Source organism: Asticcacaulis sp. W401b (assembly GCF_046503825.1).
Classification (GTDB): domain Bacteria; phylum Pseudomonadota; class Alphaproteobacteria; order Caulobacterales; family Caulobacteraceae; genus Asticcacaulis.
Genome location: NZ_JBKFEE010000025.1, coordinates 1 through 23,247, shown reverse-complemented (window position 1 = coordinate 23,247; position 23,247 = coordinate 1). Strand labels below are relative to the sequence as shown.

Below are 23,247 nucleotides of genomic sequence, written 5' to 3'. Positions count from 1 at the left end.
GTGAGCGCTCATATGAGCACAAGCTGCGGTCTCAGGCGCGCAGATTTTCCGCGGTACACGCCGTATGCTTACGCTTAAGAGTCTGAAACCAAGGGATAAAATCTATAAAGTTGCCGACCGTGACGGTATGTACGTTATCGTCCAGCCGACGGGGTCGATCACGTTCCGGCTGGACTACCGTTTGAATGGGCGAAGAGAGACCCTGACGCTGGGGCGTTACGGTGGCGCAGGACTTTCCCTGGCACGGGCTCGTGAGAAGCTGATAGACGCTAAGCGGGCCATCGCAGAGGGGCTATCGCCAGCGCTCGAAAAGCAACGGGAGAAACAGCGCGGCAAGGCTGCGAAGAGTTTTTCCGAGTGGGCCGAAAAATGGTTCTTGGAACATCGGATGGCCGATAGCACGAGGGCCATGCGTCGCTCCGTGTATGAGCGTGACATCCTCCCGGTCTTTGATCGGCGCCTGATGTCCGAAATACTTCCCCCCGACCTGCGCGTGATGCTGGAAAAGGTCAAGGCGCGGGGCGCCCCGGCAACCGCCATCCACGCGCGCGAGATCGTTCGGCTGATCTACATGTTTGCAATTGCCCGGGGCGAAAAGGTTTCTAACCCCGCCGATGAAGTCAGTGCATCCACGATTGCAACCTTCGTTCCCAGAGACCGGGCGTTATCGCCTCGGGAGATACGCGTTCTGTTCGGCCAGCTTGAGCATATCGCAACCCTACCAACCATCCGTCTTGGGATGAAGTTTCTACTGCTTACAATGGTGCGCAAGAGCGAGTTACGTTTTGCGACCTGGGATGAGGTCGATTTCGAGAACGCGGTATGGAGCATTCCCAAGGAGCGAATGAAGAAGAACCGCGACCACAATGTCTATCTGTCGCAACAGTCGCTGGACATATTGGTCGCTCTGAAAACCTGTGCCGGTAATTCTCCCTACTTGCTTCCGTCTCGCTACGAGGCTGATCAACCGATGTCGAATGCCACCTTCAACCGAATAACTGCCGCCGTCGTAGAGCGGGCAAAAGGGGAGGGCCTGCCACTGGAGCCTTTCACCGTTCACGACCTGCGACGCACAGGTTCCACCCTCCTGAATGAACTGGGCTTCAATAAGGATTGGATTGAAAAGGCCCTGGCGCATGAGGACAACCGCACGTCGCGCGGCACCTATAACAAAGCTGAGTATGAACGGCAGCGTCGCCATATGCTTCAGGAATGGGCGAACACGATCGATGCTTGGATCGAGGGGCGCAAATACATGCCTGTCCTCGTGCCACCCGCTGCGGACTGGGAGATCCCTGACAGTCATGACACCTAATCCACTTTTAGGCGTTCTATTTAATCGGCTCGGTGGTATGGAATTGCCAAAATCGTTTTGAGGAAAGAGCCAACTGTTTGTCTGTCAATGCGAATAAAAAGGCGCTCAATTATATATTGCGCGCCATCTTCGCTCCTTAAACTGATTGCGCTCTTTCTAGGACGTGCGGGGGGCTTGGTGATTTCAGACTACCAAATCCCGGCAAATCTTGGAGTTTTACTCTCGCCGGAAAGGCCTCTATTTCCTGATTCTGGCCACCGCAGGTCTGCCTCAAAAATTACAGCCAAGCCAATTGCATCTGCTCTTAAGAGGGTACGGACATACGGGTAGCAATATAATTAAAGTCGGTAACGCGCACAGCGCCATCGCCGGTGCAGTAAATCCCCGGCTTCAGACTGAGAAAGCCACCGAACACATTGTGGTGCATCCCGGAAACCTCCATGCGCGTTGGATGACGCGTCCAGCTTCGACCGTCATCGCCCGAATAATGCCAGGTCACGACGTTAGCCTCATTAGTCAGGCGCAGGCGCACCTTGCGGCTTTTCAGCGTCTGACGGTTCCACGCCTGATCCTCGGCATATTGCCAGGTGCGGGTACGTTCGCCATCAAAGCCGATACCGACAAAGGCCTTGTGATTATAGAACAGCAGGAGCCCGGCCTCGGCCTCCCCTTGCAGTTCCAGCGTCACCTCGATGCGGTAGGACCGGTCCCCGACGCCGCAGGTCAGGGGGGCGCTGTCGGCGGGCGAGGTGCCGCGCCCGGTGATGCGCAGGCTGCGATTTTCCCGCTTTACCCGCGTCATCTCGTCCGGCTTGGGGTCGTGAAAGGCCCACTGCACGCCGAAACGGTCCTGACTGAAGTCATCTGAAAGGGCAAAACCCGCTGCGCCCGTCTTGCCGCCCTTTGGCTTGGGCAGGGGTTTCGACAGATCACCGCCCTTGGCGCGGAACCAACCGTCTTTCATCCACTCTATCGGCTCCAGCAGGGTCTGACGGCCCAGCGTGCGATAGCCGTTTTCATAGGCGTGATAGACCATCCACCAGTCGCCGGCAGGTCCTTCGACCAGTGTGGCATGACCGCGTGACCACCACGGTTCGGCGTCGCTTTGCGTGCGGACCAGCGGATTGTGCGGGCAATGGGTCCAGGGGCCGTGAATGGATTTCGAGCGGGCGGCAATGACCATATGCCCGGTCACCGGGCCGGCCGTACCGCCCACGGCCGTGATGAGGTAAAAATAGTCCCCATGCCGCAGAAGCTTGGGGCCTTCGGGCGCAAAGTTTTCTGTCACCCATTCGTCAGGATAAGTCCACGGCTGATAGGCGGCTTCCAGATCACCGTCGGTGGCCAGACCGTCGTCGGTCAGACGAATCTTGCGGATGCCGTTGACGAACAGATAGCGCTTGCCGTCTTCACCGACCATGTGGCCGGGGTCGATGCAGCCCTTGATTTTGAGATCGACCGGATCGCTCCACGGGCCTTCGATGCGGTCGGCCCAGATGGCAAAGATCGACCATTCACCCCCATCCGGCGCGGCGGGGATGTAGATGAAGTAGCGGTCGCCGTGCTTGCACAGGTCCACGGCCCAGATGGTGCCCAGCGGCTTGGATAGGGCCGGGCCGATGGGCGTCCAGTTCACCAGATCGGTCGAATGCCACAGGATCAGGCCCGGGTAGGAATAGAAGGACGAAAACGTCATATAGTAGTTTTCGCCGTCCTTCAGCAGGGTCGGGTCCGGGTGGTCTCCGGCAATGATCGGATTGAGATAGGTGCCGTTGCCCAGATCGGCCTTGCGCTGCCCCTCGATGCCTTTGCCCCAGCGCGGTCTGGGAGTTGACGCCGCTGTGGCGGGCAGGGCGGCGCTGGTGGGGAGCGCTGCCGCTGTGGCCAGACCGGCGGCAAACAGGTGTCGGCGTGAGGTGATTGTCATAGGTGGCGTCCAAAAGGTTGGGATATTAAGGCCTAACATATCGATTTCTAAACGAAAGTCTTTTTTAGGTTTGCCCTGTATCGGGGCAACCTGACGACGACACCAGGATGCAGCTTACGGGCCTTGCGACGAGCCCATGGAGCTGTGCTGCCGCTAGGGTAAGCTATAATTAGCTCCCCCGGTTCACACATCTCTGCCTTCAAAATTCGCTTACTTCTGCGCGCGTGCGACGGATTGTGACCCGACCTGCGTAAATGGTCTGACCAATATGTCGAATTCGTCAATCTTATGCGTTTCATTTAGGTGTTACGCACTTTTGGGATGGGCGACCGCAAAAATACGCAATGCGAATGCCGGGGAGTGTACCATGTCCAAACATTTTTTCAGCTTCGTCTCGGTGTTGGCGCTTAGTGGGGGGCTCACCGTGCCCGCCGAAGCGCACCGTGCATCGATCGTGGTCACCTCGCCGCGTCAGAGCTTCAGCTTTGATCGGGACTGGAAGATGCAGACCGGCGATGACGCCAGGGCTTCGGAAGTCGCTTATGACGACAGGACGTGGAAGGACGTCGTTTTGCCCCATGCCTTCAACGAGGAAGAGGCCTTTGCCTCGGACATCCACGCGCAGAAGACCGGTATCACCTGGTATCGCAAGCATTTCAAGCTGCCCGCCGATGCGAAACCCGAACACGTTTTCATCGAGTTCGAGGGCGTGCGTCACATCGCCGACGTCTGGGTCAATGGTCAATCGGTCGGTTATAACGAAAACGGCGTCATGGCCTTCGGCTTCGATATTTCGAAGGCCCTGAAGCCCGGTGACAATGTCATCGCCGTGCGCGTCAACAACGACTGGGCGGCGCGCGAACGCACGACCGGGACGCGCTATCAGTGGTCGGATAAGAACTTCTATGCGAATTACGGTGGCATCAATAAATCCGTCGCTCTGCACCTCACCGTCGGCGTCTATCAGACCCTGCCCTTGTGGTCGTCACTGGAAACCACGGGCGTCTATATCTACGGCAAGGACTACGACATCGCAGCCAAGGCTGCGACCATCCACGCCGAGTCCGAGGTGAGGAACGACACCGCCGCGCCCCGCACCCTGACCTATGGCGCCGAGCTCCGCGATCTGAATGGCAAACGGGTGGCAAAGTTCACCAGCGCGCCCGTCACCGTGGCGGCAGGGCAAACCGCGACGCTCAGCGCGGAACAGCGCGTGACGGGGCTCAACTTCTGGAGCTGGGGTTACGGGTATCTGTACACGGTGACCACGACCCTCAGCGAAAACGGCAAGGTCATCGATGCCGTCGATACGCGCACCGGCTTCCGTTCGACGGATTTCAGCAACGGCAAGATTACGCTCAACGGCCGCGTGCTGGTGGTCAAGGGCTATGCCCAGCGCTCGACCAATGAATGGCCGGGCGTCGGTATCTCCGTGCCGCCCTGGATTTCGGATTTCGGCAACAACCATATGCTGGAAGGCAACGGTAATCTGGTGCGCTGGATGCACGTGACGCCGTCGAAGCAGGACGTGGAATCAGCGGACCGTCTGGGCCTGTTGCAGGCCATGCCCGCGGGCGATTCGGAGGGCGATCCGCAGGACCGCCGCTTCGATCTGCGCGTGGATTTGATGCGCGACGCCATCATCTATAACCGCAACAACCCCTCGATCGTCCTGTATGAGAGCGGCAATAAGGGTATTACCGAAGCCCACATGGCGCAGATGAAGGCCGTGCGCGACCTTTATGATCCGCATGGTGGCCGCGCCATCGGTTCACGCGAAATGATGGGTTCGAAGATAGCCGAATATGGCGGTGAGATGCTGTACATCAACAAGTCGAAATCCAAGCCCATGTGGGCAACGGAATATTCGCGCGACGAAGCGGCCCGCGCCTATCAGGACGACTTCACCCCGCCCTTTCATAAGGATTCGCCGGCCTATAACCGCAATGTCGAAAGCATAGCGGTAGAGAACGTCAAGCGCTGGTGGGACTTCTACCGCTACCGTCCGGGTATGGGCGACCGGGTCAGCGCGGGCGGCGTCAATATCGGCTTCACCGACTCGAATTCGCACTTCCGCGGCGATAACAATTACCGCCGTTCGGGGGAGGTCGATGCCATGCGCATCCCCAAAGACAGCCTGTGGGTGCACAAGGTGATGTGGGACGGCTGGGTCAATTCGGAAGGGCATCACACGCACATTATCGGTCACTGGACCTACACGCCGGGTGTGCGGAAAGACATCTTCGTGGCATCCAACGGCGACAGCGTCGAACTCTTCGTCAATGGCAAGTCTTTGGGTAGGGGCGAGAAGTCAGACGGCTTCCTGTTTACCTTCAAGAACGTCAGTTATGCGCCGGGCGAACTGAAGGCCGTGGCGACCTATGCCGATGGCAAGACCTCCGAGGATGTGCGCAAGACGGCGGGAGCGCCAGTGGCAATCAAACTGACCCCGCTTTATGGGCCACGTGGGCTGATGGCCGACGGCATGGACGCCATGCTCGTCGATGTCGAAGTGGTCGATGCGGCGGGCAATCGCGTGCCGACGGCTTTCAATAAAATCAATTTCAAGCTGGATGGCGCCGCCGTGTGGAAGGGCGGGCTGGCGCAGGAAGAGATCGGCGCCAATGGTTTGGGAGACAAGAAGACGTCCACCAATTACGTTCTGTCTCAGGTTCTGCCGGTGGAAGGCGGCGTCAACCGCGTCATGATCCGCGCGACCACAAAGGCGGGCAAGGTGACGCTGACGGCTTCGGCGGACGGTTTAAAAGGCGCGACGGTCGCGACGACATCGAAGTCCGTGCCGGTAAGGAGCGGCCTGTCGAAAGTGTTCGCCGAGGACTATCAGCCCGTCAATCTCAAGCGCGGCCCGACGCCTCCGACCCCATCCTATACCGATACCAAACGCGGCGTGACAGTGGCCCGCATTACCGCCGGTTCCAACCAAACCGAGGCCGCCAGGTCGCGCGACGATAACGAGGCGACGACGTGGAATTCCGATGGCACGGCCGGCACGGCGTGGATCGAATACGACCTCGGCACACCGCAGGCCGTCAATTCCGTGTCCCTGCGCATGACCGGCTGGCGCGTGCGCACCTATCCCCTGAAAATCACGCTGGACGGGGTGGTGGTCTACGCGGGTACGCCGGAAAAGAACCTCGGCTATGTCGATCTGAATTGGCCAGCGAAGACCGGGCAGAAGCTGCGGATCGAGCTGACATCGGGCACCGAGGACCGCGACGGCTTCGGCAATATCATCGAAGTGACCAGCGATCGTCAGGGGGCTTCGACCGGTGCGGAAAAGGTCAAGACGGGGAATATCCTGAGCATCGTCGAGGCCGATATTCTGGGACCGGTTCGTTGAAAATTATGATTTTGGCGCCCATTGCGTCAGCGTCGTTTGATCCGAATTAAGAGCAGTTCCTTTTTGGTCGCGCCCCAGATTGCGTTGCGCGTGCGAATTGTTTGTGAAAGTACCCCCTTAGACGCTTATTGGGTCCTCTTGATCGTCAGGTCCTCGCTGTTTCTCGGTCGGCGTCGAAAAAGTCGCGCTCGAAATGTCCGAATTGCGGTTCCGGTTCGTCTAAAAACTAGGGCCAGTGAAGGGCTAAACTCAGGATGTCCATGACAAGCTTCAGAACCGTCCTTGCCAATGCGCGAAGAGCGGTCCTCCGAAAGGGGGCGCCGGTTCAGGACGCCGACGATCTGGTTCAGGAGGCTTTTTTGCGCGTGGCGCGCTTCCAACAAGCGGAAAAGACCCGACCTACCTGCGAAATTCGGTCGCCGGACGCGCTTTTAAGCAAGGCGGCGGTGAACTTGTCGATCGATCAGGCGCGGCGGCGACGGCTGTCGCCCGTTGTCGATCAGATGGAGGCGCCGCTGGAGCCCCCAGATCCGACGCCGCTGCCGGACGAAGTGCTTCGTAGTCACGAGCGACTGAGGCGGCTGGCAGATGGGCTAAACGCTCTGCCGGATCGAACCCGGCGCATATTGCTGAGTCGACGGCTGGATGGCAGGACTTTCAAGGAGATCGCGGCGGCGGAGGACATGTCGGTCGCGGCGGTGGAAAAGCAGGTGGCGCGCGCCACATTGGAATTGTTGAAGTGGCTGGACGGATGGTGAAGATGGACGCCGATGACAAGAAGCGGCTGGCGGCCGAAGCCTCTGCGTGGCTGGTCAGATTGCAGGACGGGGAACGCACCCTTCAGACTGACGCGGCATTTCGGGCGTGGTTGAAAACCTCTCCTGACGCGGCAGAGGCTTTCGCGCGCGTGACTGACCTGTGGGAGCTTTTGCCGGGCGCGGCGGCTCAAATGAGCCCGGTGCCCGCGAAACCTGCAAAGGCCTTTCCCGTGCGTCGGGCTCTGTTTCTCGGCGGGGCTATCGCAGCGGCCGTGGTGCTGGGGATCGGCGTGTCGCCTCTTCTCCGCACACAGACTCTAGCCTATGAGACCGGGGTCGGTCAGCGCGAGTCGGCGACCCTTCCCGACGGCACAGCCGTCATGCTCAATACCAATAGCCGAATTCTAGTCAGCTATTCGGCACAGCGGCGCAGGGTGACGCTGGAACGCGGAGAGGTGTGGTTCGATATACGTCACGACGCCGATCGGCCCTTTATCGTGTATGCCAGCGGTGAACAGGTCGAGGCGCTGGGCACGGCGTTCGTGGTGCGAGGCGATCCGCAGGCGGTGGCCGTGACGCTGGCGCGCGGTCGCGTCCGCGTCGGGCCTGCCGATGAGGACCGCGCCCCGTCGTCGAAGCTATCAGCCTCGGTTATCCTGTCGCCTGGCGAGCGCGCCATCGTAGTGGCAGGCGAGCGTTTGGTGGTTGACCGGCCCTCGTTGGAGGCGGTGATGGCGTGGAGGCGCGGTGAGATCATTTTCTCCGACACGACCTTGTCCGAAGCCGCGCGTGAGCTTAACCGGTATAACACCATGCGCATTGTCATTACCGATCCCAAGGTGGCGCGTCTTAGGGTTTCTGGTGTTTTTGAGACCAGTAATGCGCAGGAGTTCGCCGCGACCATGGCGCAGCTTAACGGGTTGCATGCGCGTCGCTCTGGGGAGGTTATCGAACTGGGGCGCTGACATCTATTGGTACAGGGTCTAAGGTTACAAAGCGGCATTCCACTGCCGCACATAAAAAAAAATAGGCGCGCCTGCCCATGTGGGCGGGACGAATTGCCGGAAGCAGGGGCATGATATTTGGACGCGCATCGGGCGGGTGGCTGCCCGGCCTGTATCTGCTGGGCACACTAATGGTTGCGGCATCACCTGCCGCAGCACGAGATCCCCTTGTCCTGAATTTACCTGAGCAGCCTTTGGCGGACGCACTGACGGCGATTGGGCGCAGCTATCGGGTCAATATAGTCTTTCCCCCTTCGGCAGTTGTCGGTCGGCGGTCTGGCGAACTGAAAGGGAATTATAGCCTCGATAAGGCGTTGGAGCGCGCCTTGGGAGAGAGCGGACTGGTCTTTGCGCGCACGGAGGGCGGCTCATATATGGTGCGCGAACCACTTGCTAACTCATCCTCTCGCCTCCCAATGCCCCCATCGACTGTGGCCGCGGCTGTGCCCTCTGATGAGATTCCGCTGATCGTGGTCACGGGTTTTCGGAACAGTCTGGTGCAGTCCCTGCAAGTTAAGCGCGCCTATGCGGGTGTCCTTGACAGCATCGTTGCCGAAGACATAGCTAAGTTCCCCGATAACAACCTCGCCGAAGCCATGCAGCGTATGCCAGGCGTGGCGGTCTCCCGCGATCAGGGAGAGGGGCGTTCGATTTCGGTGCGCGGACTGGGGCCGGATTTTACCCGCGTCGAAATTAACGGCGTCGAGGCGCAGGCGGCTACGGACGGCCTGACTTACGGCGTCAACAAGGGCCGTGGCTTCGATTTCAACGTCTTCCCCGCGGAACTTTTCGGGCGGGTGGACGTCCGGAAGACCTCCAGCGCCGATTTACCCGAAGGGTCGCTGGGCGCGACCGTCAACCTTATGACGCCCAAACCCTTCGACAAGCCGGGCTTTCGGCTGGCGGGCGGGATTCAGGGGAGCTATTCGGCGCTCAGTCAGCGCTATGGCTCGCGCGCGACGTTACTTATCGGCGACAACTTTCGCAACGATGCCTTGGGTATACTATTTTCGGCTTCGGTGTCGCACATGCCGCTGGAGGTGCAAGGCGTACACAGCGGAGGTTGGAATCAGGGCACGGGCAATGGCGGTTTCTGCATCCCGACTGCGGGCACGGGTGGCTTATGCGACGTAGCGCCGGCAGACCTTGCCCAGGCGAAGGCGGCCTATGCCTTGATCAACCGCGACAGCACCTACCACCCGCAATTCTACCGCTACACCAATTCGATCGGCGAAATACACCGGTTCGGCGTGACAGGGAGCGTCCAGTGGCGACCGACGGGGCGCCTGTCGCTGTCGCTCGACCTGCTCTATTCGGATTTCCACACGCGACGGCGCGACTACTATCTGGAGGCTATTGGTTTCAGCCGTGGCCTGGCACAGGGCGGCAAACCGGAAACCGTGGCGCGCGCTGTAGAAGTCGATGAAAACAGCGCGGTCACCTATGGCCTCTTCGACAATGTGGATGTGCGCTCGGAGGTCACGGTCGATGAATTCCGCACGCGCTTCGGACAGGGCGCGCTGCAGATGAAGTACAAGCTTTCCGACGCTGTGTCCTTTTCGGCGACGCTCGGCGCTTCGCGTTCTGATTTCGATAACGGTAGGGAACTGACGGTTCAGATCGACCGCTTTAATGTCGATGGCTACAGTTTCGACACGCGTCAAGGCGGTCAGGGGCATCCGAAGATCCTTTACGGTTTCGACGTTACTGATCCATCCAACTGGTATTTCGGACCTCGTGTCGTTCAGCCGGGCGGGACAGGCGGCGCGGGACCAGAAATTCGTCTGCGGCCCAACTTTTTGCGAAATGACTACGATATCTTCAAGATAGCCCTAAGCCACGACCGCGGTGCAAGGTGGCGCTTCGATGGTGGATTCGAACTGAAACGGTATGGGTTTCGCTCTGTCAGCTATCGCTTCGACGGCGGGGAAGCGAACTTTCCGTTGCCCGCCAATGGCCTGATGGGTTTGACCGAGTTGTTCTGCGGACTAGGCGTCATCGCCCCACCAGAAGGAACGCCGCGCTGTTGGGTCGTACCGAAGCCAGAAGCCTTTGCGGTGGCCTACGATCTCTACGCCAACAGCGGGCGCACGGCCGCATCGACGACCAATGTGGCGGCACGCGGACAAAACCAATCGGTAATCGAAAACGATCAGGCGGTCTTCGCCAAGCTGCATTTTCGCACCAATTTGGCTGGGCGGCCCTTGAGCGGCGACGTCGGCGTGCGGGCCGTTCGCACGCGACAGGCCTCTGAGTTCTACAGCAATGTGCCAACCGATGCCGAACCCGATGCTTTCGTTCTGACCCGGGTGGCTCGGACCTATTCGGATGTCCTGCCATCGTTCAACGCTACCTGGCGCCTGTCCGACGAGATGTTTCTGCGCATTGGCACAGCGAAAGTCATGGCGCGCCCGCCTCTAGGAAGTCTGGCGGCAGCGACGGCCATCACGGTCAGCGGGGCGCGTCGTCTGGTCACCACTGGCAATCCATTTATCGAGCCCATCCGCGCGGTGAGTTATGATCTGGGCTGGGAATGGTATCCCTCGACCGACAGCACCGTCTCGGTGGCGTTGTTCTATAAGGACATCTCGACATACATCCAAAACCTGACCTATGTCGCGCCATTTGCAGCGACGGGTCTGCCCGAATCTCTGCTGGCCAATACAGGAGTGGAGGCTACCGACGACTTCCACGTCACCAGTGTCGTCAATACGCCCGGTGGACCGTTGAAGGGGCTGGAGTTCAACTATCAGCACACTTTCAAGACATTGCCGCAGCCGTGGTCGGGCCTGGGGGTAAAGGTCAATTACACCTATGCCCATAGCCGCATCGATTATCTCAGTGGGACCCCGCCTGTCATCACTTCTCGCAATGATCTGATCAATCTATCGCGTCACGCCTACAGCGTGACCGGTTTCTACGAACTTGGACCAGTGCAGTTTCGTGTCTCTTCCAGCTATCGCGATCGCTACCTGATCAATGTGCCGGGCTCGTTCAATACCGATTCGAGCGGCACGGAGCCCGCGACCTACTGGGATTTTTCGGCCAGCTATGCCCTGACGCCGCAATGGACGCTTAGCCTCGAAGGACTCAACCTGACAAGCGCGCAGACCGTTACTTGGGATCGCTCATCCGCTCCGTTGCTCGCTGGCAGCAATCTGGCAGGCCGCCAAATCTATATGGGTTTGCGCTTTCGGCGCTGACCGCGAGCAGTTTTTCAAAAAAAATCGATCCGGTCCTGTCTGGAATGAGGATGTGGTTCGTCAATCCCAGTAAGCGGGAATGCAGCCTTGCGTTACCCGCATAGAAAAAACGGGAAACGGAAATGCCATGACCATTGAGAGTCAAGAATAACGCAAAATATTTATCGCTCCGTAATGGTGAGTAACGCTGCCCGTTGTGAATGGGTGGCGCGAATTTGCATGAATTGAATTCGGAGTTTTACTTAGTGTTATATTTGCAACATAATACATAATGGCATTAAATACTTCAATTTCTCAATATTTATGCTTGATATGTGAAAAAGGTTAGCGCTACCATTTTGGTGTGCCTGCGATGGCAGAGCGCGAAGTCAAACGCGACGACCGCAAACCGCCTCAGACGCGGAAATGACGGTCGTCAATAAAGCAGTCACAGGGAACACAACTCGATGAACTCAGGATTTAAGAGCCGGGACGCCATGCGCCAGCTGCTGATGGCGGGCATATCCGCCGGGGCGGTGATTGCCCAGTTATCGCTGACGCCGGCTATGGCGCAGCAGAACACCCCCCCTGCACCTCCCGCTGCGTCCGACGACACGACGACGATTGTCGTCACGGGCTACCGCGCCAGCTTGCAAAGCGCGCTGCGTACGAAGAAGAACGCCGACGTCATCATGGATGCGATCGACGCCGAAGACATTGCGGACTTTCCGGATTCGAACCTTGCGGAATCGCTTCAACGCATCCCTGGCATTTCTATTGACCGTGACAACGGCGAGGGGCGAACCATCTCGGTCCGCGGCCTAGATGGTGGCTTTTCGCGGGTGCGCATCAATAATATGGAGGCGCTGTCGACGTCCGGGGCCAACAATGCCGATGGCAGCCCGAACCGTTCGCGCTCGTTCGACTTCAACGCTTTCGCTTCGGAACTGTTCAGTTCGGTTCGCGTGCGTAAGTCGTCTTCCGCCGATGCCGACGAAGGCTCCTTAGGCGCGACGGTCGATCTGATCACCGGGCGTCCATTCGACTATAAGGGCGCGGCCTTCGCCTTCTCTGCTGAAAACTCCTATTACGAGAACAGCAAGTCCAGCAGTCCGCGGATAACAGGTCTGGTATCTAAGCGCTGGGCCGACGGCAAGCTTGGCTTCCTTATGTCGGCAGCCTATGCAAAGCGGTCTTCTGAAGACGACAACTACGCTCGTAGCCCGGGCGGCGTGGAATATGTCTACCGTTCGACTGACTATTTGGGCGACGAATTGCCGGGCCGGGCGGGTTTTGCGGCGCCAACGGGGACGCAATTCACCGCTCTGATCCCGACGACCCTGACAGGGACGGCGTTGACCGCGTACAAAGCCAATCCGGCAAATTACTACAACCCTGTTGCTAACCCACTGGCCTATGCAGAACTTACGGGTTCTGATCCGGTCGCCTACGCCAAGCTACACCCCGGCTGCGCTGCGGCGCTGGCCAAGCCGGTTGCCGAGCTAACGCCCACCACGAGCGGCTGTAACGACTCGTTGATCCGCTTCCCGGCGCTCGCCTCGGTTAGCCAACGCAATGTTGATACCGAACGCCTCGGTATTACAACGGGCTTTCAGATGCAGATGGCCCCGCGCACGCGCGTGTCGATCGATGTCCTTTATTCGAAATTCAAGAGTGAAAGCACCAATTATCAGTTGGGCGCTGTCGGGTTGAATCGTAACAACACCAATGCCAGCTACGCATATGGCGCCAATGTTCCGACAGCGACGGCACGCGCGGGTACCACCTTTACCGACGCTCAGCGTCGTGCCCTCTATCCCGGCGTCTGCTCTTCGGCTACGGAGAACGCGCTGAATGCCGGTTACGACTGCGGCACGGCACTTTACGGCACGGCTGTGTTGCCGGGATATGCCTATAGCGTAAATCCGAACAACCTCGATGCCTATGAATACTATACGAATCCATTGTCGCCGGGCTATGCTGGCGCTGCGACAACCCTGCCGTTCCGTGGCGACCTTATCGGACGGCCCTCGGTCAAGCTGAAGGCTGCCGAAGTCGAAGGTCAGAATGTCACCTATCTCGAGCTAACGAATGTCGATTGGCGTTCGGGCGCCGACCGCGCTGTCTATACGACGGAATTCGCCCAGGCCTCGTTCGAACTGACGCATCAGTTCACAGACCGCTTGTTCGGCAAGTTAGCTTTGGGGGTGTCGAATTCAACCAATGATCAACATGGTTATCTCGTAGAGTTCAACCGCCTGGACGCTCAGGAAACCTTCGTCTGGGATCAGCGGAACAAAGATAGCCTACCGGTCTATAATCCCGGCTTCGACGCAGCGAACCCCAATAACTGGGGCATCGTTAAGGGCTTGTCGGCAATGCGTCACTACCGCAGCTATACCGAAAACAAGTACGCCGGCTGGAAGACCGACTTCACCTACGACTGGAACGAAAACCTGACCTTCCGCTTCGGGGGAACCCAGCGCAAGTTTGAGTTTGAGACGCAGAACTGGTCGCGTGGCTCCGATATCGTCAACCCAACCGAAAAGGAAGCCAAGGTCAGCGTCGCTTCGTTGGGTAATGTTGTGGACTTCGGGCAGGGCCTCGATCTTCAGGCCGGTACCGTGACCAAGTTCTTCGTGCCTAACATCGAAGCCTTCGATTCCGTCTTCGGCTTCAAATGTGACTGCATCAACAAATATGGTGACTGGACCATCTCAACCAAGCGTGGCCGTGCCGCCTATAAAGTCTCGGAGGACAATACGTCCTACTACGCGCAGGTGGATTTCAAATACACCGTTCTTGGCGGGCGTCGCCTATCGGGAAATATCGGCGTACGCCAGGCGGAAACCGAGATTAACTCGATCGGTCAGAATACGGTCGGCCGCACAGTCACCGGTAACAATAAATATACCGACACTTTGCCGTCGGGGAACGTTACCTTTGAGGTGTTCGACAATCTGTACATTCGCGCAGCCGCGGCCAAGGTCATGGCGCGACCATCGCTTGGCATTCTCAGCCCGCAAATAACCGCCATCAATGTGCCGTCGGGTACCGACTTGTCGGCCTTCGGCTCCTTGTCGGTCGGTAACCCGAAGCTGTCTCCGTATCGCGGTAACTCATACGATGTTTCGGCGGAATGGTATTTCGCGCAGGGCGGACTGATCAGCCTCGGCTGGTTCCGCAAGGAGATCAGCTCATTCCCACAGACCATCTTCTACGAAGGCCGTCTCTCGGAATTCCTCAACGCCGAGGAACGCGAAGCGCTGAAATTGCAATTCCCGGGCCTAACCGGTGGCGACGTCAACCGACGCTCTTGGATCGATGCGGACGGTATGGTTCAGGCCCGTCAGACGCGCGATACACCGGGCGGTTATCTGCAAGGTTGGGAATTCAGTGTTCAGCAGGATCTGACTTTTCTGCCTTGGTATTTCAAGAACCTTGGCGTCCAGTTCAACATGACCAAGCTCGAATCCGAGTTCATGTACCTGGTCGATCCGGGGGCGGTGACGCCTGGTACTGGCGTCGTGACCCGGCCGGCGGTGTGGGCGGCCGGTCCGTGGCTGGGTTCGTCGCCTAAGGGTATGAACTTCACGCTTTACTACGAGACAAAAAAATTCAACGCCCGCATCTCAGTGGCCGACCGCGATCAGTTCTACAAAACCTATCCGATCGGCGTCGGCAGCTGCGATCCGGGGCTCCAAGCCAATGGCTCGGCCTGTAACTCTCCGCTAATCAACGAATTTGGCATTACCGACGGCACGACCAATGTCGACATGTCAATGCGCTATTCGCCCATCAAACGCCTCAGCATAACCTTCGAGGCTCTCAACCTGACCAATGAGGCCGGACGTCAATACGCCTACAATGACCCCGTACTGACCTCTTACAGCTCTACCGGTCGCAACTTTAGGCTCGGACTGCGCTACAAATACTAATCTGTAACGCATGATTTTGAACCCGTCTCCGTTCTCCCTGTGAGACGGGCTTCGGTCAACTTCGCATGGGGATACCGAGCGTCCCTATACGGCGCAGGTTGCGGACCTCCTGCCGCAACCTGCTTCTTTTTCGTTTTTCTTACGGACTCGCGGAGATTGTCTGGACCACTTTCACGCATCTCCGCATGACGCCTTATGGGCGCTTGTGGTTCCAAGCGGCCCGCACTTTCCAGCTCACCGCTGAGAATGGGCATGTACCCGTTGCTGAGGGCAGGGGAAGACGACCTCGAAGACTTAAGCCGTAACTTGCAGGCCCGGAGAGGAACGAGGAACACCCGCTTCAGGCATGGAAATGCACTATCGATCTGAAGGCATATCCGGTCTTCAGTGGAAACAGATAGAAGGATAGCGTTATGATGAATCGGCGTCACTATCTGGCCGGACTGATGGCTAGCGGGGCCTGCGCCTACACGGCGGGCTCGCAGGGTGCCCCGGTGGCGACTCGGGCAGAGGTACTCGACACTATGCGCCGCGCAACGCGCTTTATGACGGACAAGGTTGCGGTTAATGGTGGCTATGTGTGGTCCTATTTGCCTGACTTCTCACGCCGCTGGGGCGAGATGGAGGCCAAACCCTCGATGATCTGGGTGCAGCCTCCAGGCACACCGAGCATGGGCCACCTCTTCCTCGATGCCTATCATGCCACCAAAGAGGAGCAATATTATAAGGCGGCCGAAGATGTGGCGGGTGCGCTCATATGGGGCCAGCATCCATCTGGCGGATGGCACTACATGATCGACTTCGCGGGTGAAGCCTCTCTGATGGACTGGTACGATACGATCGGATCGCACGGCCGAAGGCTGGAGGAAATGCGCCACTTTTATGGAAACGCCACCTTCGATGATGGCGGCACGGTCGAAAGCGGCGAGTTTCTACTCAGGCTCTATTTGGAAAAGCGCGATCCGAAATACCGCGCGCCCTTGGAGCGCGTGGTCGATTTCGTCATCGATGCTCAGTACCCGGGCGGCGGCTGGCCACAGCGCTTTCCAATCAACCGAGAGTATTCCAACGGCGGTTTGCCGGACTATACGGCCAATATCACCTTCAACGACGAGGTGGCGATCAACAATACGGACTTCCTCATGCGCATCTATCAGGCACTGGGCGAGCGCCGCGTGCTTGAGCCGCTGAAGCGTGGAATGGGAATTTTCATTCTTGCGCAGCAGGGTGACCCCCAGCCGGGTTGGGCGCTGCAATATACCCCAGATTTGATCCCTGCCGGCGCCCGCTCGTCGGAGCCCGCGTCTCTGGCCACCCACACTACGCAGGCCTGCGTGGGACAGATGATAAAATTCTACCGCTGGACGGGCGATACGAAATATCTGGCGCGACTCGACGCGGCGCTCGACTGGCTCGATCGCATGGAATTGCCGAAAGAGAGGCAGCTCAACGGGTTCACCCATCCGACCTTTATCGAGGTCGGGACCAACCGTGCCCTTTACCTCAACGGGAGCGGCGCCTGGTCGGGCGATGCGCGCAACGCCGTCACCTATGTACCAGCCGACGGCGTATCGTGGGTCAACCGAAAGCTTGATGTCGCCCGGCTAAGGCGCGAACTGGCACGCGTCCGAGCGATGCCCAAATCCGAGGCCACGAAGGACTCGCCGCTTCTGAACAAAAGCGGCGTGCCACTGCCGCGCTATTTCGTGGTCAGGGACGTGCAAGGCTCAGATCTCAATATGGCTGAGGGCGCACGCGGCTCCATCGCGGATTTGATCGCCGGACTGAATGCCGAGGGCTACTGGCCGACCCCGCTCTACGCCACCAGTAATATCTACCACCCTGATGCCGAGGCCGAAAAACTGCCACCGTCTATGACGGCGAAAGGCGAGAAGATCGACGCGCGCGACACCTCGCCGTTCACCATTGCCGAGCCGGTCATCGGTATTTCGACCGGCACCTATATCAACAATATGAGCCGGTTGATCGGCTTTCTTGACACGTGAGGCGTATATGAAGACGAAAACCTTGCTCCGCCTGTTCTTGTTCGCACCCCTGGCCGCGGCATCGGTCGCAACGCTGCCCACCATGGCCGCCCCGATGGCAGAAGCCTTCCGCAATCCGGCCCTTTCGCCTGAAGTGCGAGCCAAGGACATCGTGGCGCGTCTGACGCTGGAAGAAAAGGCGGCTCAGATTCAAAGCGGGGCTGCGGCCATTCCGCGCCTTGGTATTCCGGCTTATGATTGGTGGAATGAGGGGTTGCACGGGGTCGCGCGTGCTGGGGAGGCGACTGTCTTTCCCCAGGCGATCGGTCTGGCGGCGACATGGGACACGCCGCTGATCCACCGTGTAGCCGACACCATCGCTACCGAGTTCCGCGCCAAGAACCAGACCCTGCGCAGCGCAGACGGCAGCACCAAGCGCTACCAGGGCCTGACCGTGTGGTCGCCGAACGTAAACATCTTCCGCGACCCGCGCTGGGGGCGGGGGCAGGAGACCTACGGCGAAGATCCGTTTCTGACCTCGCGCATGGGCGTGGCTTTTATTCAAGGCTTGCAGGGCGATGACCCCAATCACCCCAAGACCGCCGCGGTTGTCAAGCACTTCGCCGTCCATTCGGGGCCCGAGGCTGACCGGCATTTCGATGACGTTCACCCGTCGAAGCGCGATGAAACGGACACCTATCTGCCAGCTTTCCATGCGGCCATTACCGAGGCCCGCGCAGAGGGGATTATGTGCGCTTATAATGCCATCAATGGCGTTCCGGCTTGTGGCTACACGCCCTATCTTCAGGACCTGCTCAGGAAGGAATGGAAGTTCAAAGGTCACGTCGTATCGGACTGCGCGGCCATCGCCGATTTCTACCTGACTACCTCGCACGCCTACGTCAAAACACCGGAACAGGCTATCGCTTCAGCGTGGAAGACGGGGACGGACCTCAACTGCGACTTTGTGTCTAACAAGACTTTCGATCCTCAAACCACGGTCAACGCGGTCAAGCAAGGCCTCCTGAGCGAAGCTGAACTCAATGCTGCGTTAGTACGTCTGTTCGAGATCCGCTTCCGTCTGGGCCTGCTGGATCAGCCCTATACCGGCCCGTTTGCAGGTATCAAACCGACAGATTACGACACACCGGAACACCGCGCCCTGTCGCTGGAAACCGCCGAAAAATCGCTGGTTTTGCTGAAGAATGACGGCTTGCTCCCGCTAAAGGGAGATCCGCGCCGCATCGCCGTCATAGGCCCGAATGCCAATAGTGTCGAGGCGCTGGTCGGTAACTATAATGGCACTCCCTCCAAGCCCGTCACGATCTACGCCGGGCTCAAATCACGCTTTCCCAATGCCGAGGTCACCTTCGTTGAAGGCACGGGCTGGGTAGGGCCGCCGCTGGAAAACATCCCGGATAGCGCCTTCTGTGTGGACGCCGCCTGTACCCTGCCTGGGCTGAAGGCCGAAGAATTCAGTACTTTGAACTTCGACGGCACTCCCGCTTCCACTTCAGACGTCAAAAACGCCCAGTATCGCTGGGGCTGGCCAACGCGGCAGGCGCGTGAAGGCGTGGTACGTTGGTCGGGCTATCTTAAGCCGACCGAGACGGGTGGCTATCGCTTCCGCTACACGGGAGACGCCGGTTATCGCGTCTTCATCGACGACAAGCTCGTGGCCGATGTTTGGGACATCGCCTGGCCGACGTCGGACACCACCGTGCCGCTGGAGGCGGGCAAGGCCTACAAGATTCGTATCGAGGCCGCGCAAAAGGGCGAACGCGGCGACCACCGTATCCAGTGGAGTCAGCCCAGCGCCAACGACATCAAGGCGCTGGAGGCCGCTAAGGCTGCCGATTTGGTGGTCTTCGCCGCCGGTTTGACGTCGCGCTTTGAGGGCGAAGAGATGAAGGTCATGGCGCCGGGATTCGCCGGTGGCGACCGTACCAGTCTAGATCTGCCTGCGCCACAGCAGAAGTTGTTGGAAAACCTACACGCTTTGGGCAAGCCAGTTGTGCTGGTGCTCATCAATGGCAGCGCCATGAGCATCAATTGGGCAGATAAGAACCTGCCAGCTATTATCGAGGCATGGTACCCGGGCGGGGAGGGGGGGCGCGCCGTAGCCAACCTTATTGCCGGGGATTTCAGTCCAGCGGGTCGGCTGCCGGTGACCTTTTATAGGACCGCCGATGATTTACCGCCATTCAAGGATTACAGCATGGATGGCCGCACCTACCGTTATTTCAAGGGCGAGGTTTTGTATCCGTTCGGTCATGGGCTGAGTTACACCAACTTTTCCTATAGCCGCGCGAAGGCCAGCCGTAACTCAGTGACGGCTGGTGACTCTCTTGATGTCTCAGTCGAGGTCAAAAATATCGGCGGGCGTGAAGGCGATGAGGTAGTGCAATTGTACGTTTCTCGTCCTGGGGCGACTGCACCTGTCAGGGCGTTGAAAGCCTTCAAACGCATCAGCCTCAAGGCGGGAGAGATGCAACGAGTGACGTTCAAACTGGATCCCGCCGCTCTCAGTGTGGTCAATACCGACGGTCAGCGTGTAGCGGACGCGGGATTAGCGACGATCTGGGTTGGCGGCGGTCAGCCCACTGGGAGTGGAAGCCTGCCTGCGACCGCGGGGGCCGAGTTGAAGCTGAAGGTGAATGATCGGAAGGTGTTGCCCCGTTTCTGAACCGAGTGTCGACCGCAGTTGCGAGATCAACTGGCCAGAGGGGAAGGTACGGCAACGACATAACAAACCTCAGAAGGAAATGCTAAAATGACAACGAACAGGCGCAGTGCACTTAAGGGACTGGGCTTAGGCGCACTAATATTCGGTACGCCGCCCGCTGCAGAAGCTGTGGTGAAGCCAAAAGCCGCCACCACCAAATCCAAAACCTGGCCCAAGGGGATAGAGGGTCAGCGTCAGCCGGATCTGGGTGACGGCACCTTCCTCAATCCCATCATGGCCGGTGACCATCCCGATCCCTCCATCCTGAAGGACGGTGACGATTATTACATGACGTTTTCGACCTTTGACGCCTATCCGGGGCTGGTGATCTGGCATTCGAAGGACCTCGTGAACTGGCGGCCCATCGGTCCGGCCCTGACGCGCAATATCGGTTCGGTCTGGGCCCCGGAACTCTGCAAGCACAAAGGGCGTTATTATCTCTATATCCCGACCAAAAAGACCTCGGCATCGGGTTCAAAGACCACCTCATGGGTGATCTGGGCCGACCGTATCGAAGGCCCGTGGTCCGAGCCGATCGACCTCGATCTGCCGCGCCACATCGACCCCGGACACGCAGTGGGCGAAGACGGTTCGCGCTGGCTGTTCCTGTCGGGCGGTGACCGCGTGCGCCTCTCGGACGATGGTCTGTCGAAGGCGGGTGAGGTCGAGCACGTCTATGATCCGTGGCGCTATCCGTCCGACTGGATCGTTGAAGGCTTTGCCCCGGAAGGGCCAAAGATCACGCGGCACGGTCAATACTACTACATGATCCTCGCCATTGGAGGCACAGCGGGCCCGCCGACCGGGCACATGGTCATTGCGGCGCGCTCGAAATCGATCAACGGGCCGTGGGAACACCACCCGCGCAATCCGCTGGTACGCACGACGTCCGCGGAAGAAAAGTGGTGGTCGCGCGGCCACGCCACGCTGGTCGAAGGACCGGCGGGCGACTGGTGGGGCGTTTATCACGGCTATGAAAACGGCTTCTGGACGCTGGGGCGGCAGACCCTGCTGGCCCCGGTGACGTGGTCGAAGGACGGCTGGTTTGATTTCGGTGGCGGTGACCTGTCGCAGCCCATAAAGAAGCCCAAGGGTGGCAAACCGCATGGCTTTCAGCCTCCGCACGGGTTTGCCCTGTCGGACGACTTTACGACTGATAAGTACGGCATCCAGTGGAACTTCTTTAATCCGTCGCCGGACGAGAAAAGCCGTATCCGCCGTGAAAATGGCGTGCTGCATCTCAGGGCGGTGGGTGAAGCGCCCAGCTCCGGCGCGCCGCTGATCACCATAGTCGGTGATCCCGCCTATGAGATCGAGATGGATATCGAGATCGACGAGGGCGTGCGCGCCGGCCTGCTGCTGTTCTATGACACCAAACTCTATTGCGGTCTGGGGTTTGATGGCAAAAACTTCGTTACGCATCAGTACGGTATCGAGCGCGGGCGTCCGGCCAATCCGCACGGCCGCCGGATGTTCATGCGCCTGCGCAACGACCGGCATATTGTGACCTTTGACACCTCGTCTGATGGTCAGACCTGGCGGCGTTTTGACCGCGGTATGGAGGTGTCAGGCTATCACCACAATGTGCGCGGCGGCTTCCTGATGCTCAAGCCGGGCTTCTATGCCGCCGGGCAGGGCGAGGCACGCTTTCGCAACTTCCGATACCGGGCGCTGTAATCATGGTGGATTCGATCCAGCTCAATCGCCGCGCCTTTTGCGGTGCGGGAGCGCTTACGCTCATTACGATCGCGCCGGCTTTTGCGCGCACGCGACCTGTTGTGCGTGTACCGACGCAATACAAGACTCTGGCTGAGGTTTTTGCGGCTCTGCCTGACGCGGGAGGCGTGGTTGAGATTGCGCCGGGGGCCTACCGCGAAAAACTCAGCCTGTCGAAGCCGGGCGTGCATCTGGTCGGGAAGGGCGAAAAGCCGGAAGACGTGGTCATTGTCTGGGGCGATAGCGCCAAAATGGCCGGGGGCACGGGCAAGTCGGCATCGTTTACCGTCAGTGGCGATGGCTTTCGCGCCAGCAACCTGACAATCCAGAACGACTACCACCTCACTCAGCCGGACAATCCCTCTCAGGCCGTGGCCTTATCGATAAGCGCTGACCGTGCGGTTTTACGCAATGTCCGGCTACTGGGGGCGCAGGACACCCTCTATGCGGCGTCAAAAAAACCGACCCTCCCAAGCCGTCAGTACTATAAGGATTGCTACATCGAAGGGCATGTCGATTTCATCTTCGGCAATGCGCTGGCCTTCTTTGATCGCTGCCATCTGCATATCATTGAGCGGAACGGCGCCTTCATCACGGCCCACAGCCGCACGGCCGACAGCGAAACCACGGCCTATGTGTTCGATCATTGTCGCATTACCACGGCAGGCGAGGGGAGTTACTATTTCGGGCGGGCGTGGCGACCCTATGCGCAGGTCATTTTCCTCGATCCGCGCATCGACGGGCGCATCCATCCGGAAGGCTGGCGCGAATGGACGCCGGGCAAGACCGAGACCTACGCCACGGCGCACTTTGCCGAATACAATTCCAGTGGACCCGGTGCGGATGTCAGCCAGCGGGCCTTCTGGGCCAAGCGGTTAACCGCCGATCAGGCCGCAAAATGGCGGCTGGAGAGCGTGTTCCCCGATCGTAACTGGATTCAATAACGACCTTTTCCCACCCTCTGTTCGCGAACCGGCAAGAGGGAGCTCCTGAGTGAACCATGACCCAACTCCATCGCCGTAATTTTCTCACCGTTACCGCCGCGAGTGGTGCCGCCGCTGCTGTGGCGGCCCCCTCAGCAGGCGCGGAGACATCTGCGTGGGGTGTACCCGACGAGGGCTGGAGCCTGTGGATCGACGAAAAAGCTCCCTATAAGGACGATGTCATCTATCTGCCGACGCAGGCGGACCTGAAGACCCTTCCGGTCAATCCACCGACGGGAGGGTGGGGCGCGCTGACCCCCGAAGCCACGGTTACCCTTCCGGCCACGGTTGAGCAGCATTTCTGGGGCCGCTTTGGATTGCGGCCCTATACGGGCGATGAATACCGCTATGCC

General features: G+C 59.1%; 12 protein-coding genes. 11 read left to right on the top strand and 1 reads right to left on the bottom strand.

Annotated features, from left to right (window positions below; all coding sequences use genetic code 11):
* Positions 1–64 precede the first annotated feature (64 nt).
* Positions 65–1,315, top strand: coding sequence for a tyrosine-type recombinase/integrase (locus tag ACK8OE_RS20030; protein WP_410274092.1), 1,251 nt, complete (start codon positions 65–67; stop codon positions 1,313–1,315).
* Positions 1,316–1,619: 304 nt separating this feature from the next.
* On the opposite strand, the gene ACK8OE_RS20025 is transcribed toward ACK8OE_RS20030, so the two are convergent.
* Positions 1,620–3,242: a family 43 glycosylhydrolase gene (locus ACK8OE_RS20025; RefSeq protein WP_410274091.1), complete on the bottom strand. Its 1,623-nt coding sequence runs from the start codon at positions 3,240–3,242 to the stop codon at positions 1,620–1,622.
* A gap of 367 nt (positions 3,243–3,609) precedes the next feature.
* Between ACK8OE_RS20025 and ACK8OE_RS20020 the strand changes: the two genes are divergently transcribed.
* The 10 genes from ACK8OE_RS20020 to ACK8OE_RS19975 form a co-directional block, all read left to right on the top strand.
* The gene (locus ACK8OE_RS20020; protein WP_410274090.1) at positions 3,610–6,603 is read left to right on the top strand and encodes a sugar-binding domain-containing protein; all 2,994 of its coding nucleotides are present in this window, start codon (positions 3,610–3,612) and stop codon (positions 6,601–6,603) included.
* A 260-nt stretch (positions 6,604–6,863) separates the two neighbouring features.
* Positions 6,864–7,361 (top strand): RNA polymerase sigma factor, encoded by a 498-nt coding sequence (locus ACK8OE_RS20015; protein WP_410274089.1) that lies wholly within the window; start codon positions 6,864–6,866, stop codon positions 7,359–7,361.
* A 2-nt stretch (positions 7,362–7,363) separates the two neighbouring features.
* Positions 7,364–8,326 carry a FecR family protein gene (locus ACK8OE_RS20010; protein ID WP_410274088.1) on the top strand — a complete coding sequence of 321 codons (963 nt, stop codon included), beginning with the start codon at positions 7,364–7,366 and terminating at the stop codon, positions 8,324–8,326.
* Positions 8,327–8,559: 233 nt separating this feature from the next.
* Complete coding sequence (locus ACK8OE_RS20005) at positions 8,560–11,568, top strand: TonB-dependent receptor (RefSeq protein ID WP_410274087.1); 3,009 nt, start codon at positions 8,560–8,562, stop codon at positions 11,566–11,568.
* A gap of 476 nt (positions 11,569–12,044) precedes the next feature.
* Positions 12,045–15,485 carry a TonB-dependent receptor domain-containing protein gene (locus ACK8OE_RS20000; RefSeq protein WP_410274086.1) on the top strand — a complete coding sequence of 1,147 codons (3,441 nt, stop codon included), beginning with the start codon at positions 12,045–12,047 and terminating at the stop codon, positions 15,483–15,485.
* A gap of 413 nt (positions 15,486–15,898) precedes the next feature.
* Positions 15,899–17,491, top strand: coding sequence for a pectate lyase (locus ACK8OE_RS19995; RefSeq protein WP_410274085.1), 1,593 nt, complete (start codon positions 15,899–15,901; stop codon positions 17,489–17,491).
* A 7-nt stretch (positions 17,492–17,498) separates the two neighbouring features.
* Positions 17,499–20,156, top strand: coding sequence for a glycoside hydrolase family 3 C-terminal domain-containing protein (locus ACK8OE_RS19990; protein ID WP_410274084.1), 2,658 nt, complete (start codon positions 17,499–17,501; stop codon positions 20,154–20,156).
* An 87-nt stretch (positions 20,157–20,243) separates the two neighbouring features.
* The gene (locus ACK8OE_RS19985) at positions 20,244–21,872 is read left to right on the top strand and encodes a family 43 glycosylhydrolase (RefSeq protein ID WP_410274083.1); all 1,629 of its coding nucleotides are present in this window, start codon (positions 20,244–20,246) and stop codon (positions 21,870–21,872) included.
* A gap of 2 nt (positions 21,873–21,874) precedes the next feature.
* On the top strand, positions 21,875–22,855 hold the full coding sequence (locus ACK8OE_RS19980; protein ID WP_410274082.1) for a pectinesterase family protein: 981 nt from the start codon (positions 21,875–21,877) through the stop codon (positions 22,853–22,855).
* Between the two features lie 56 nt (positions 22,856–22,911).
* A partial coding sequence (locus tag ACK8OE_RS19975; protein ID WP_410274081.1) for a twin-arginine translocation signal domain-containing protein occupies positions 22,912–23,247 on the top strand: 336 nt, incomplete at its 3' end.